This is a genomic window from Pseudomonas sp. B424 (assembly GCF_055408345.1).
In genome coordinates this window covers 136,781-151,201 of the sequence record NZ_JBUZTL010000006.1, presented here as the reverse complement: position 1 = coordinate 151,201, position 14,421 = coordinate 136,781, and the positions used below count along the sequence as shown (strand labels likewise).

At 60.2% G+C, this 14,421-nt stretch carries 12 protein-coding genes and 3 tRNA genes; 2 read left to right on the top strand and 13 right to left on the bottom strand.

Annotation, left to right across the window (positions count from 1 at the left end; all coding sequences use genetic code 11):
* Window positions 1-99: 99 nt before the first annotated feature.
* Window positions 100-2,136, bottom strand: coding sequence for an oxidoreductase (locus tag ACZRMS_RS09935; RefSeq protein WP_463995187.1), 2,037 nt, complete (start codon window positions 2,134-2,136; stop codon window positions 100-102).
* A 210-nt stretch (window positions 2,137-2,346) separates the two neighbouring features.
* Here ACZRMS_RS09935 and ACZRMS_RS09930 point away from each other — a divergent pair, with 210 nt between their 5' ends.
* Window positions 2,347-3,477, top strand: a complete 1,131-nt coding sequence (locus ACZRMS_RS09930; protein WP_463995276.1) for a nitrilase-related carbon-nitrogen hydrolase — start codon at window positions 2,347-2,349, stop codon at window positions 3,475-3,477.
* 4 nt (window positions 3,478-3,481) lie between these two features.
* A complete protein-coding gene (locus tag ACZRMS_RS09925; RefSeq protein WP_463995186.1) occupies window positions 3,482-4,522 on the top strand; it encodes an AraC family transcriptional regulator in 1,041 nt (346 codons plus the stop codon).
* A 239-nt stretch (window positions 4,523-4,761) separates the two neighbouring features.
* Here the strand turns inward: ACZRMS_RS09925 and ACZRMS_RS09920 are convergent, their stop codons facing one another.
* The 12 genes from ACZRMS_RS09920 to ACZRMS_RS09865 all read right to left on the bottom strand — a co-directional run bounded on the left by ACZRMS_RS09920 (window position 4,762) and on the right by ACZRMS_RS09865 (window position 14,416).
* Complete coding sequence (locus ACZRMS_RS09920; protein ID WP_463995185.1) at window positions 4,762-5,607, bottom strand: DUF2242 domain-containing protein; 846 nt, start codon at window positions 5,605-5,607, stop codon at window positions 4,762-4,764.
* A 302-nt stretch (window positions 5,608-5,909) separates the two neighbouring features.
* Window positions 5,910-5,986, bottom strand: a tRNA-Asp gene (locus ACZRMS_RS09915).
* A 101-nt stretch (window positions 5,987-6,087) separates the two neighbouring features.
* A tRNA-Asp gene (locus ACZRMS_RS09910) sits at window positions 6,088-6,164 on the bottom strand.
* A gap of 55 nt (window positions 6,165-6,219) precedes the next feature.
* Window positions 6,220-6,295 (bottom strand) — tRNA-Val (locus ACZRMS_RS09905).
* A gap of 109 nt (window positions 6,296-6,404) precedes the next feature.
* Complete coding sequence (locus ACZRMS_RS09900; protein ID WP_463995275.1) at window positions 6,405-7,172, bottom strand: SDR family oxidoreductase; 768 nt, start codon at window positions 7,170-7,172, stop codon at window positions 6,405-6,407.
* An 8-nt stretch (window positions 7,173-7,180) separates the two neighbouring features.
* Window positions 7,181-8,392 carry an O-succinylhomoserine sulfhydrylase gene (locus ACZRMS_RS09895; protein WP_463995184.1) on the bottom strand — a complete coding sequence of 404 codons (1,212 nt, stop codon included), beginning with the start codon at window positions 8,390-8,392 and terminating at the stop codon, window positions 7,181-7,183.
* Window positions 8,393-8,470: 78 nt separating this feature from the next.
* On the bottom strand, window positions 8,471-9,976 hold the full coding sequence (gene purF, locus ACZRMS_RS09890; protein WP_048358285.1) for an amidophosphoribosyltransferase: 1,506 nt from the start codon (window positions 9,974-9,976) through the stop codon (window positions 8,471-8,473).
* Between the two features lie 41 nt (window positions 9,977-10,017).
* On the bottom strand, window positions 10,018-10,575 hold the full coding sequence (locus ACZRMS_RS09885) for a CvpA family protein (RefSeq protein ID WP_463995183.1): 558 nt from the start codon (window positions 10,573-10,575) through the stop codon (window positions 10,018-10,020).
* 106 nt (window positions 10,576-10,681) lie between these two features.
* Window positions 10,682-11,314 carry an SPOR domain-containing protein gene (locus ACZRMS_RS09880; RefSeq protein WP_463995182.1) on the bottom strand — a complete coding sequence of 211 codons (633 nt, stop codon included), beginning with the start codon at window positions 11,312-11,314 and terminating at the stop codon, window positions 10,682-10,684.
* On the bottom strand, window positions 11,298-12,605 hold the full coding sequence (folC, locus tag ACZRMS_RS09875) for a bifunctional tetrahydrofolate synthase/dihydrofolate synthase (protein WP_463995181.1): 1,308 nt from the start codon (window positions 12,603-12,605) through the stop codon (window positions 11,298-11,300). Before folC ends, ACZRMS_RS09880 begins: the two co-directional genes overlap by 17 nt.
* Window positions 12,602-13,522: an acetyl-CoA carboxylase, carboxyltransferase subunit beta gene (gene accD, locus ACZRMS_RS09870; RefSeq protein ID WP_463945471.1), complete on the bottom strand. Its 921-nt coding sequence runs from the start codon at window positions 13,520-13,522 to the stop codon at window positions 12,602-12,604. Before accD ends, folC begins: the two co-directional genes overlap by 4 nt.
* Before the next feature lie 270 nt (window positions 13,523-13,792).
* Window positions 13,793-14,416: a phosphoribosylanthranilate isomerase gene (locus ACZRMS_RS09865; protein WP_463995180.1), complete on the bottom strand. Its 624-nt coding sequence runs from the start codon at window positions 14,414-14,416 to the stop codon at window positions 13,793-13,795.
* Between the last annotated feature and the right edge of the window lie 5 nt (window positions 14,417-14,421).

The following is a 14,421-nucleotide window of genomic DNA, read 5'->3' as shown; positions in this document are numbered from 1 at the left end:
AGCGGGCTTGCTCGCGATCAAGGCGCCGCGGTATTGAAGTTGAACCGCGTCGATCCAATCGCGAGCAAGCCCGTTCCCACAAAGGGCACAGGCGGGAGTCTAGAGCTGCGCCGCCAATCTCGACCCCTGGTTGATCGCACGCTTGGCATCCAGCTCGGCCGCCACGTCGGCGCCGCCAATCAAATGCACGTTCTGCCCCGCTGCAACCAGACCATCCTGCAACTCGCGCAACGGATCTTGCCCGGCGCAGATCACAATATTGTCCACCGGCAATACCTGCGGCTCACCCTCGCCGATACGGATATGCAGCCCCGCATCGTCGATGCTCAGGTATTCAACGCTGTTGAGCATCTGCACCTGCTTGTTTTTCAGGCCCGCACGGTGAATCCAGCCGGTGGTCTTGCCCAGGCCGTCACCGACCTTGCTGGCTTTGCGTTGCAGCAGGAATACTTGCCGCGCCGGGGCATGCACTTCGGGTTTGATCCCGGCCACACCGCCGCGGGCTTCCAGTTGCGTATCAATACCCCATTCTTTCCAGAACGCTTCGCGGTCCTGGCTGGTGGACACGCCCTGGTGCACCAGGAACTCGGACACATCAAAGCCGATACCGCCGGCGCCTATCACCGCAACCTTGCTACCCACCGGCTTGCGCCCCAGGATCACGTCCAGGTAGCTCAGCACCTTGGGGTTGTCGATGCCCGGAATCGCCGGTGTGCGCGGCGCAATCCCGGTGGCCAGGATAATCTCGTCAAACTGCCCCGCCACCAGTTGCGGCACATCCACACGGGTGTTCAGGCACAGCTCGACCCCGGTGGTTTGCAGCTTGCGCTTGAAGTAGCGCAGGGTTTCAAAGAACTCTTCCTTGCCCGGTACCCGCTTGGCCACGTTGAACTGGCCGCCAATCTCGCTGGCCGAATCGAACAGCGTCACTTCATGCCCGCGCTCCGCCGCCACGGTGGCCGCCGACAGCCCCGCCGGGCCAGCACCGACCACGGCGATTTTTTTCACGGCAATGGTGGGCAGGTAATTGAGCTCGGTTTCGTGGCACGCACGGGGGTTGACCAGGCAGCTGGTCAGCTTGCCGCCAAAGGTGTGATCCAGGCAGGCCTGGTTGCAACCGATACAGGTGTTGATTTCATCGCTGCGCCCGGCGGCAGCCTTGTTGACGAACTCCGGGTCGGCCAGGAACGGACGCGCCATGGACACCATGTCAGCGTCGCCTTCGGCCAGGATCTGCTCGGCGATTTCCGGGGTGTTGATACGGTTGGTGGTGATCAGCGGCACGTTGACCGAACCACGCAATTTGGCCGTGACCTTGCTGAACGCCCCGCGCGGCACCTTGGTGGCGATGGTCGGAATGCGCGCTTCGTGCCAGCCGATACCGGTGTTGATCAGGGTCGCACCGGCCAGTTCTACGGCCTTGGCCAACTGCACGATTTCTTCCCAGACGCTGCCGCCGGCCACCAGATCGAGCATCGACAGGCGATAAATAATGATGAAATTCGGGCCCACGGCTTCGCGCACGCGGCGCACGATTTCCACCGGCAGACGCATGCGGTTTTCGTAGCTGCCACCCCAGCGGTCGGTGCGCTGGTTGGTGTGCGCGGCCAGGAACTGGTTAATCAGATAACCTTCCGAACCCATGATCTCGACACCGTCATAACCTGCGCTCTGGGCCAGCCTGGCGCAGGTCACGAAGTCGCTGATCTGCTTTTCGATGCCTTCCTCATCCAGCTCCCTGGGTTTGAACGGGTTGATCGGGGCCTGGATCGCACTCGGGGCCACCTGACGCGGGCTGTAGGCATAACGCCCGGCGTGCAGGATCTGCAGGCAAATCTTGCCCCCGGCATCGTGCACGGCACGGGTCACCACCACGTGTTTTTCTGCCTCTTCAACCGTGCTCAGCTTGGCCGCGCCGCTGTACACCCCGCCCTCGTCGTTGGGTGCAATGCCGCCGGTCACGATCAGGCCGACACCGCCTCTGGCACGTTCGGCAAAGTAGGCAGCCATGCGCTCAAAGCCACCAGGCTTTTCTTCCAGGCCGGTGTGCATCGAACCCATCAGGCTGCGGTTGCGCAAGGTGGTAAAACCCAGGTCCAGCGGGGCCAGTAAATGCGGGTAGTGAGTGGCAGTCATCAGTAAGCTCCACAACAGGCTGAATCACGGATCGCGAGGTGCTCTGCGGCCCTCGTCGTTGATGAGTGGCACAGTAAAGGCTCAACCAACCCCACTCAATGACCCAAAGTGACAAATTATTAACCCAAATGAGCAGCCCCCCTTGGCAAGCCAGCAGGCGCCGCCTACCCTAGGCCTCGAATTCCGCTGATAGCTGTCCGTTCTATGTCTATGCGCAAATTATTTGGCTGCACTTTACTGATCGCCCTTGCTGCCGCTGCTGGCGGTTATGCCTACTGGACCACGCAACGGGATGTCGGCCATTACCTGTCCGACCTGCGCATCGAGCTGGCGATCAACGAAGGCACCGACCAGGGCCGGGGCAATCTGCTTGGTATCGAACCCGACCTTTCCCCCCGCGACTATCAAAGCCTGGAGCTGGTGCGCCGGAAACTGGCCGCCTACTTGAACAGTGCCCGTGACGCCGGGTTGCTCAACGACAAGACCGTGGTGGTCTTGCCGGAACATATCGGCTCCTGGCTGATGTTTCGTGGCGAAAAGAACGAGCTGTACCAGGCACCCAACCTCAGTGAAGCGATGCGCTGGCTGGCACTGAGCAATCCTCTGGACTTTGCCGGTGCATGGCTGCGTGCCGACGGTGAAAGCCGGGTCAACGATGCCCACCTGCGCATGAAGGCCCAAAGCATGGCGGCCGATTACCAGGCCCTGTTTGGCGGTCTGGCCAAAGAGTTCGGCGTGACCCTGGTGGCGGGCAGCATTGCCCTGCCCGACCCGCACATCGAGGACGGCAAGCTGCTGCCCGGTACCGGCCCGCTGTACAACAGCAGCATCGTCTTTGGCCCTGACGGCGCTCCCCTCGGCGCACCGCAGTTGCAGCTGTTACCGACCTACGAAGAACAAAGCTATATCCAGCCGGGCCCCGACCATGAGCTGAACGTAGTGGACACCCCGGCCGGGCGCCTTGGCATCCTGATCGGCAGCGACAGCTGGTACCCCGAGAACTACCGCACGCTGAACGAAAAAGGCGCACAACTGATTGCCGTACCGGCATTCATCATTGGCAAGACCACCTGGGACCAGCCATGGGGCGGATACAAGAGCGTATCGACCCCCAGCGAGATCAGCCTCAAGCCCGGCGAAATCACCGAAGGCGACGCCTGGCACCGCCTGACCCTGACCAGCAGCGCGCCCATCAGCACGGCCGAGGCCGGCGTCACGGTGTTCTTGCGCGGCAAGTTCTGGGACAAGTACAGCGGCGGCCATGGCTTTATCAGCCGCAACGGCCAGACCAGCCCCGACCAGCCGGGCACCGGTGCCCGACTGCTGAACCTCTGGCTGTAGTGCAATGAAACCGCTGCCGATGCGCCTGGGGGATCTATCGGTCGGGTTCGTACAGGCTCTGGCTGACGCCGTGCACAGCTGCGGCCAGGACCCTGCGCCCTTGCTTGAACAGTTCGGGCTGGACCCGGCCCGCCTCGCCCAGCCCCTGGCACGCCTGTCGATCCCGCGCTACATGCGCCTGGGGCACGCAGCGATTGCCCTGACCGGCGAACCGGCGCTGGGCTTGCGCATGGGCCAGCTCAGCCGCTTGAGCCAGGTCGGCCTGGCCGGTGTGACCGCCGCCCAGGCGCCCACCGTGCGCGAAGCGGCACGCACCCTGATCCGCTTTGAAGCCCTGTATGGCTCCAACTACCGCGGCCAGTCGAGCCTGCACGAAGACGCCCAGGGCGCCTGGATGCGGTTTTATTCCATCAGCCCGTACAACGCCTACAACCGCTTTGTGGTGGACTCGATCATTGCCGGCTGGTTGCAACACCTGTCATCCGTCGCGGCCCGGCCGTTGAGCTGCGAACAGATCGATATCGAGTTCAGCGAACCGGCCTACGCCCAGCACTACAGCGTGCTGGGCAGCGCGGCGCTGCATTTCCGGGCCGAGACCAACCAACTGCGCCTGAACCACGCCACCCTCGACCTGCGCAACCCGCAGCACTGCCCAAGCACCTGGGCTTACCTGCTGCAATTGTGCGAACGGGAACTGGAGCAACTGACCCGCACCCGCAGCCTGCGCGAACGCATCACCCAACTGCTGGGGCCTTTGCTCAATGGCGGCCGGGAGCCCGACCTGGAAGAAGTGGCGGCACGCCTGAAGCTGCCGACCTGGACCTTGCGCCGCAAGCTCGCGGAGGAAGGCACACAGTTTCGCGCCATTCTCAACGACACGCGGCGCGACCTCGCCATGACCTATATCCGCGATACGGAACTGGCCTTTGGCGAGATAGCCTATTTGTTGGGGTTTGCCTCAGCAGAGGCGTTTCAGCGGGCCTTCAAGCGCTGGAATGCGCAGACGCCGGGAGAATACCGGCGTCGTCAGCGCCAATCTGCGTGAAGCGAACTGCAGCTCAAAGCTCGGTTGCGTCGTCAGCAGGGTCCAGCGGGTCCAGTTCAAAAGCCTGATACTCAAGCAACTCTTCCTGATAATCGTCCATTGCAGCATCCCTTTTCAGTCTGTTTTGTTTAAGTCATGCCTGAGCATAAAGTGCCCGCATGAAGGAAAAATGACACCTTCACCGGCACTGTCAAGACTCATCAGTAAACGTAGCAGAGCTTTTGAGATTTACCGCACATTTATGGCGCCGCCAAAGGCTCTACAACGGCAGGCGCAGCTACCGGGGCGGGCTCAGGGTCTACCGCCGGCGTAACCGGCTCAGGCAGCACGGAGGCCGGCTTGAGCGGCACCGGGAGCTCCACCGGGGCGATGACAGGCACAACAACGGCCGGGACCACGACAGGCTCGCTGACGGGTACTACAACCGGCTCAGCCGCTGGCGCAGGAGCCGGGACTGGAACTGGAGCAACCGCTTCGACCTTGGCGGGAGCCACTTCCGGTACACCCAGCTCGACCTTGGGTTTTACAGGGGCGTGAGGCGTTTTTTCCACTTCTTTGGGCTTGGGCAGGAACACCTCGACCAAAGCGAAAAAACGGTCATAAAACTGCGGCGAAGACACGGTTTCGCTGGCGACCTTGACCATTGAGTCATCGCTCGAACCGATTGGCATCGACACCGAGCCCAACACACCGACCCCGAGACTGGCAGAGTTGTTGACCTTTTTCAGTGCGTAACGGTCCTGCAGTGCGTTGGCAAACATCGTGGCGTGATGCTGCGAGCCGCCGTCATCGGCACAGACCACGTTGAAGCTGATTTCCAGATGGCTTTCGCCGGTTTGCTGGAAGCTCTTGTGGCCGCTGATCATTTTCGGGTCGTTGCTGGTGATGATGTAACCCTGGCTGAGCAAGGCGCGGCGTGCGGCTTCGCACGAGGCCTTGTCAGTGACCGGGTAATTGCGCGAGAAGGTCCCGGAATCGTCGAAACTTTCATGTTCGTAGATCGCAGTTTTCTTCGATGAGCAACCTGCGAGTCCAGCCAGCACAAGGGCGACTACCAAGGCACGCAAGGGAAATGACATAAGCATTAAGAATCCTGAAGAGAACGGTGCGGGGCGTATTGTGCATCAAGTCGTGATAATCGCGGGCAGTTTGTCGCGTCCGATCGGGGTCTGAAGACCCATACGGCCTCACTGTGGGAGCGAGCCTGCTCGCGAAGGCGCTAAGAGCTTCGCGTTAATCCGGCAAGTACGCGCTATCGCCGAGTATCTTCGCGAGCGGGCTCGCTCCCACATTAGTTGGAACCTTGCAAAATCCCGGGCACAAAAAAAGCGACCCTAAGGTCGCTTTCTTTGCAGCTTCAGAGAGTTCAAGGGCTCTGAAGCAAATATGGCGCAGCGGACGGGACTCGAACCCGCGACCCCCGGCGTGACAGGCCGGTATTCTAACCGACTGAACTACCGCTGCGTATCGCTCGGACTTGCGTCCGTTTGAAACTTTTAAACCTGTGAATGAAAAGCTTCGGTGCTTTTCAATCGCAAACCAGGCAAACCTGATTTGTACAAATATGGCGCAGCGGACGGGACTCGAACCCGCGACCCCCGGCGTGACAGGCCGGTATTCTAACCGACTGAACTACCGCTGCGCGTCGGTGGCAGCTCCTTTCGGAACGACCTTTCTCTTGCGAGAATCTCAAGAAGTGGTGGGTGATGACGGGATCGAACCGCCGACCCTCTGCTTGTAAGGCAGATGCTCTCCCAGCTGAGCTAATCACCCTTTGCTTCGTTGAGGCCGCGAAATTTACGCAGGTATTGAACCTAAGTCAAGGACGAGATTGAGTTTTTTTCAAAATAAGCAAAAAAGACCAACCTGCAGCGCACTGCTGCTATTCCTCGTAAATCATCTTCCTGCTCATGCCACCGTCGACCACAAACTCCTGCCCCGTCACAAACCCGGCGTTACGCGACAGCAACCACGCGACCATGGATGCAACGTCTTCCACGCCCCCGGCCCGGCCAGTCGGGTGCTGGGCATGATCAGCCTCTGTCAGGGGCTCTGCGCGCCTCACGGAGGGGGCCCGGGCATCGATCCAGCCCGGGCTCACCGCATTGACCCGGACCTGCGGCCCAAGGCTGATGGCCAGCGCGTGGGTCAACGCCAGCAACCCGCCCTTGCTCGCCACATATGCCTCGGTATCAGGCTGCGACTGGTGAGCGCGGGTGGAGGTCAGGTTGACTATCGAACCGCTATGCGCACGCAAGTACGGCGCGCAATGCTTGGCCAGCAACATCGGCCCGGTGAGATTGACCGCCATGACCCGGTTCCACCGCTGCAGATCCAGGCTTTCCAGGGGCTTGTTGTGCGGGTCGGCAATTGCCGCGTTGCACACCAGCCCGTCAAGCCGGCCAAATTGACCCAGGATTTGTGCGACACACTGAATGACATCGGCCTCGACCGAAACATCCAGGGTCAAAAACCAGGCACTCTCGCCCAACGCCTTGGCCACCTTGGCCCCCCGGGCGCGGTCGATGTCAGCCAACACCACTTGCCAGCCTTCGCTGACCAGCCATGCAGCAATCCCCAGGCCAATGCCCCGCGCAGCGCCTGTTACAAGCGCTACGCGGCCATTCTCACTTACCGGTGCCTCGGTCATGCGGTTGGTCACAGCGCAGCCAGACCACGCGCAAGGTCCGCTTGCAGGTCGACGACGTCTTCCAGGCCTACCGCGATACGGATCAGGCTGTCACGAATACCCGCCGCTGCACGTTCCTGCGGTGCCAGACGACCATGGGAAGTGGTCGCCGGGTGGGTAATGGTGGTTTTGCTGTCACCCAGGTTGGCCGTGATCGAGATCAGGCGGGTTGCATCGATAAAGCGCCAGGCGCCCTCTTTGCCACCCTTGACCTCAAAGCTGACTACCGCACCAAAACCGCGCTGCTGACGCTGGGCCAGTTCATGCTGTGGGTGGCTCTTGAGACCGGCGTAGTGAACCTTTTCAACACCGTCCTGCTGCTCCAGCCACTCGGCCAACGCCTGGGCACTGGCGCAGTGAGCGCGCATGCGCAGGTTCAGGGTTTCCAGCCCCTTGAGGAAGATCCAGGCATTGAACGGGCTCAGGGTCGGGCCGGCGGTACGCAAGAAGCCGACGATTTCTTTCATCAGCTCGCCACGACCGGCAACCACACCGCCCATGCAACGACCCTGACCGTCGATGAACTTGGTGGCCGAATGCACCACGATGTCCGCACCCAGCTTCAGCGGCTGCTGCAAGGCAGGCGTGCAGAAGCAGTTGTCGACCACCAGCATTGCGCCCTTGGCCTGTGCAATCCGGGCCAGGGCAGCGATATCCACCAGCTCGGCCAGCGGGTTGGATGGCGACTCCACAAACAGCAATCTGGTATTGGGTTTGATGGCTTCGTCCCAGCCAGCCAATTCGGCCAGAGGCACGTAATCGACCTCAATGCCAAAGCGCTTGAAGTACTTCTCGAACAGGCTGATGGTCGAACCGAATACGCTGCGCGACACCAGAATATGGTCACCGGCGCTGCACAGGCTCATGACCACCGACAGGATGGCCGCCATGCCCGTTGCAGTCGCTACGGCCTGCTCGGCCCCTTCAAGTGCGGCGATGCGCTCTTCAAAAGCGCGAACGGTGGGGTTGGTGTAACGAGAATAAACGTTGCCTGCCACCTCGCCCGAGAACCGTGCCGCAGCATCCGCCGCCGTACGGAACACATAGCTGGAGGTCAGGAACATTGCATCACCGTGTTCGCCTTCTGGCGTACGGTGCTGGCCGGCACGCACAGCCAAGGTGTCGAACGCTACGCCATCGAGGTCGCTGTCCAGCCGACCCGCATCCCAATCCTGACTCATGCTGACCACTCCTTGCTCTGTATTGGCTTTGTATTGGAGAAACGCAAACCGGCCCATCAGGGCCGGTTTGGTGAACACTTAGTTGTTGTACAAGCCTATCGTCGCACCGACACCTTGAGCAACCACCTTGGAGGCATCGTTGCGCGCACGCTCGATTCGCTCCAGGTAGTCCGCGTCAACGTCACCGGTCACGTACTTGCCGTCGAACACCGCGCAGTCAAACGTGTCGATCTTGACCTTGCCGCCACCTACCGCTTCGATCAGGTCAGGCAGATCCTGGTAGATCAGCCAGTCAGCACCGATCAGCTCGGCCACTTCCTGGGTGGTGCGATTATGTGCAATCAGCTCGTGAGCGCTTGGCATGTCGATGCCGTACACGTTCGGGTAACGAACTGCGGGAGCTGCCGAACAGAAGTAAACATTCTTGGCACCGGCTTCGCGGGCCATCTGAATGATCTGCTTGCAAGTGGTGCCCCGTACGATCGAGTCGTCCACCAGCATCACGTTCTTGCCACGGAATTCGAGCTCAATGGCATTGAGCTTCTGGCGCACGGATTTTTTACGTGCAGCCTGGCCCGGCATGATGAAGGTGCGGCCAATGTAGCGGTTCTTCACGAAGCCTTCGCGGAACTTGACGCCCAGGTGGTTGGCCAGTTCCAGCGCAGCGCAGCGGCTGGTGTCCGGAATCGGGATCACCACGTCGATGTCGTGTTCAGGACGCTCGCGCAGGATTTTCTCGGCGAGTTTCTCGCCCATGCGCAGGCGGGCCTTGTACACCGAGATACCGTCGATGATCGAATCCGGACGCGCCAGGTACACGTGCTCGAATATGCACGGCGTCAGTTGCGGGTTCACCGCGCACTGACGGGTGTGCAGCTTGCCGTCATTGGTGATGTAAACAGCTTCGCCCGGCGCCAGGTCGCGAATCAGGGTAAAACCCAGCACGTCCAGCGAAACGCTTTCGGAAGCGATCATGTATTCGACGCCTTCGTCGGTATGACGTTGACCGAAGACGATAGGACGAATGGCGTTAGGGTCACGGAAACCGACGATGCCGTAGCCGGTAATCATCGCAACAACGGCGTAACCACCGCGGCAGCGGTTGTGTACGTCGGTGACTGCGGCGAACACGTCTTCTTCGGTTGGCTGCAGCTTGCCGCGCTGGGCCAGCTCATGAGCGAAGACGTTAAGCAGGACTTCCGAATCGGAGTTGGTGTTGACGTGACGCAAGTCAGATTCGTAAATCTCCTTGGCCAGTTGCTCAACGTTGGTCAGGTTGCCGTTATGCGCCAGGGTGATGCCATACGGCGAGTTGACATAAAACGGCTGGGCTTCAGCTGAAGTCGAGCTGCCTGCGGTTGGATAGCGCACGTGACCAATGCCCACGTTGCCGACCAGACGCTGCATGTGACGCTGATGAAACACGTCACGAACCAGCCCGTTGTCCTTGCGCAGAAATAACCGGCCATTATGGCTGGTCACAATACCGGCAGCATCCTGGCCGCGGTGCTGGAGGACGGTTAGCGCGTCATACAGCGCCTGATTGACGTTCGACTTACCGACGATACCGACGATGCCACACATGCGACGCAACCCCTACTTAATGGATCTGAACTGAACACCGCTTACCTGACCAGATTGGCCGGCAAGAGATGCTCCTTGAACGGAATATCAGCAGGTACGCTGATACCGCTGGCCAACCACTGGCTACTCCACCCCAAAATGAGGTTTTTCGACCAATCGGCAACCAATAGAAATTGTGGCACGAGCCTCGACTCTTGCCACCATGAGTCTTGCTGTACCGGCCCCAGGCTCAACAACCCGACTGCCACGACCACCAGCAACGCGCCACGCGCCGCGCCAAAGGCCATGCCAAGAAAACGATCGGTCCCGGACAACCCGGTGACGCGAATCAGTTCGCCGATAAGAAAATTGATCATTGCGCCTACCAGGAGGGTGGCGACAAACATGATGGTGCACCCAACGATAACGCGGGCGGAAGGTGTTTCGATGTATCCGGAGAGGTATTGCGACAGTGAACCGCCGAACATCCAGGCTACAACCCCGGCAATGATCCAGGTGCACAGCGACAAGGCCTCTTTAACGAAGCCGCGCTTCAAACTGATCAAAGCGGAGATGGCGATAATTGCAACGATCGCCCAGTCAACCCAGGTAAATGGCACAGTTCAGCCTACGGACAGATAAGGCGGCGCATTTTAGCAGAGCGCCGCCGCTCAGGTAAGGCGATTTATCCGAGCTTGAGCAATCAGATTGAACCTTTTTACAGTCTCAACCACGTTCAGGCTGGAAGCGCACTACAAAACCCTTGAGATTCTGCTGCTTGCCGAGCAGATCACGCAGGCGGTCAGCCTCTGCACGCTCAAGCAATGGCCCGACAAAAACCCGGTTCATCCCGCCAGAAGATCGCACATAGGCGTTATACCCTTGATTTCGTAGGGTTTTTTGCAGGTTATCAGCGCTTGCGCGGTTGGACAGGCTCACCAGCTGAACCGACCAGCTGATTGGCAAACCATTGGGATCAACGCGTTTTTGCGTGGTATCGAGTTTGGCCGGTGCCTGGGCAACCGTTTGCGCCGGCGTAACAGCCGGTGGCTTTGGCGCAACCACTGGCGGCTTTGCCACTACCGGAGCCACCGGTGCAGGGGCAGTTATCGGACCGGCAACCACTTCCTGCTCGGGCGGCGCGGGCTCTTCGGCAATCACTTGCGGCTCAGGTACGACCACAGGCTCGACCTGAACCGGCGCCATGACCGGCATTTCAGGTGCCGTGGGCGCATCTACCTGGATCTGACGCTGCTCGTCCTGACGCGAGAACAACATAGGCAGGAAAATCACTGCAAGCGCCACCAATACCAGGGCACCTACCATTCGCTGCTTGAATACCTTATCCAGCAAAGCCATTTGCAGCTTCCTCCATGGCACGCCGCTGCAACCATTCGAGCGCTTCGGCGACACAGTAAAATGATCCGAACAACACAATTTCGTCTGCCGGGGTGGCCCGCTCACACTGAGCCTCCAGTGCTGCAGCCACGCTGTCGTAGGCCGAAACCGACGCTTGCAGGCCTTGCAGCGCTGCCTGAACCTCGCCCACCGGCCGCGTACGCCCAGTGTTCAACGGCGCAACTGCCCAATGCTCGACCGACGAGACCAGTGGTGACACTACGCCATCCAGGTCCTTGTCCACCAGCAGCCCGAACACCGCCAGGCGCTTGCCGGCCACCGGGCGCAGGGCCAGACGCCGCGCCAGGTACTCGGCTGCATGGGGGTTGTGCCCCACATCCAGCAACAGGTTCAGGGTTTTGCCCTGCCAGTTGAATTGACGACGATCCAGACGCCCCGTAACCCGGGTACCGGTCAACACACTGATGATGCGCGCCGGCTGCCAGGGCAGGTCAGTCAATGCATACGCCTGTACGGCCAGGGCAGCGTTTTCCATGGGCAGATCCAGCAACGGGATGTCACGCAGCTCCACAGCTTGCCCTTTGGCATCAAGGCCGCGCCAGTGCCAGACCTGCCCGGCACTGGCCAGGTCAAAGTCACGCCCGCGCACGAACAGCGGGCAACCCAGCTCCCCGGCCTTGTCGAGCAGTGTGTGGGGCGGATTCGTATCGCCACACAGGGCCGGTTTGCCCGCACGGAAAATTCCGGCCTTTTCATAGGCCACCGATTCGCGGGTATTGCCCAGGTATTCAACGTGATCCACGCCAATGCTGGTAACCAGTGCCATGTCGGCATCCACCAGGTTGACCGCATCCAGTCGACCACCCAGCCCGACCTCCAGCACCACTGCATCCAGCTGGGCACGTTCGAACAACCAGAACGCCGCCAACGTGCCCATTTCAAAATAAGTCAGGGAAGTCTCGCCCCGCCCTGCTTCCAGGGCCACAAAAGCCTCGCAAAGCTGTTCGTCAGAGACTTCAACACCGTCAATTTGTACACGCTCGTTATAGCGCAGCAAATGGGGGGAGTTGTAAACCCCCACCTTGAGCCCTTGCGCCTGCAGCAACGCTGCCACAAACGCACAGGTCGAGCCCTTGCCATTGGTGCCCGTAACCGTCACCACCCGAGGCGCAGGCTTTTGCAGCCCCATGCGGTTCGTTACCTCGCGCGCGCGATCCAGGCCCATGTCGATGGCGGATGGATGCAGCTGTTCAAGATAGGCGAGCCACTCGCCAAGGGTGCGCTGAGTCATATGTTTGCAGGTACCGGCGGAACAACAATCGCCACGACAGGCGGGGCAACGTACTCAGGTGTCGGCAAGCCCATCATTTGTGCCAGCAGGCTACCCAGGCGCGGACGCAGTTCCTGACGTGCAACGATCAGGTCGATTGCACCGTGCTCCAGCAAAAACTCGCTGCGCTGGAAACCTTCCGGCAATTTTTCGCGAACGGTCTGTTCGATTACGCGCGGGCCGGCAAAGCCGATCAGCGCCTTTGGCTCAGCCACGATCACATCACCAAGCATCGCCAGGCTAGCCGAAACGCCACCGTAGACCGGATCGGTCAGTACCGAGATAAACGGAATGCCTTCTTCACGCAGACGCGCCAGCACCGCCGAGGTCTTGGCCATTTGCATCAGGGAGATCAGCGCTTCCTGCATCCGGGCACCGCCAGAAGCTGCGAAGCAGATCATCGGGCAACGGTTTTCCAGGGCGTAGTTGGCAGCACGGACAAAACGCTCGCCGACAATGGCACCCATCGAGCCACCCATGAAGGAGAACTCAAATGCAGACACCACCACCGGCATGCCCAGCAGGGTGCCGCTCATGGAAATCAGGGCGTCTTTTTCACCGGTCTGCTTTTGTGCGCCGACCAGGCGATCCTTGTACTTTTTGCTGTCGCGGAACTTGAGACGGTCAACCGGCTCCAGGTCTGCACCCAGCTCGGCACGGCCGTCGGCATCCAGGAAGATATCGATGCGGGCACGCGCACCAATGCGCATGTGGTGATTGCACTTGGGGCAAACGTCCAGGGTCTTTTCCAGCTCCGGACGATAAAGCACAGCGTCGCAAGACGGGCATTTGTGCCACAGGCCTTCAGGTACCGAGCTCTTTTTGACCTCGGAACGCATGATCGAAGGAATCAGCTTGTCTACCAACCAGTTGCTCATGCTTTCTTTCTCCAGTACCGGTGACCAGAACACTTGGGTTCAGGCCCCGTGTATGCCCTTGAGCTAAATTCATTAGGTGTGTGGCGATGATTGTCGGGGGAGCGGTCAACACACGGCTAACCAGCGCCCCCCTGAAACCCTCAGCCTTCCCGACAACACGCCCCAGAGCGGCTGCCACTTTAATTTCTGCCCGTCAAACCACCGGGCCCGCCTGCTTTTTTGCGACGGTAAGGATGGACGGCGGCAGACTGCCAGCCGTCACATCGTCCATCAGTTTGTTGCGCGTACTGCTCGCATGAAGGCACGAATCTTCTCGTGGTCCTTGATGCCCTTGCTCTTTTCTACCCCGCCACTCACATCGACGGCATAAGGCCGCACTTGCGCGATGGCGTCGGCAACGTTCCCGGGCGTCAAACCGCCCGCCAAAATAATCGGCTTGCTCAGATCCTGTGGTATCAAAGACCAGTCAAAGGCCTGTCCGGTTCCACCCGGCACACCCTCAACATATGCATCGAGCAAAATACCGCTGGCCCCGGCATATGCCTTGCAGGCACCGGCAATGTCATCGCCGGCCTTTACCCGCAAGGCCTTGATGTAAGGCCGGTGATAACCCTCGCACTGCTCGGGGGTTTCATCGCCATGGAACTGCAACAAATCCAGCGGCACGGCATCCAGCGTTTCATTCAGCTCGCAGGCGCCGGCATTGACGAACAATCCCACCGTGGTCACAAAAGGCGGCAAGGCAGCGATGATGGCTCGTGCCTGCTGCGCCGATACGGCACGCGGGCTTTTTGCATAAAACACAAAACCAATAGCGTCAGCCCCGGCGGCTACTGCGGCCAGCGCATCATCTATGCAGGTAATACCGCAGATCTTGCTGCGAACGGCTGACATGTCGA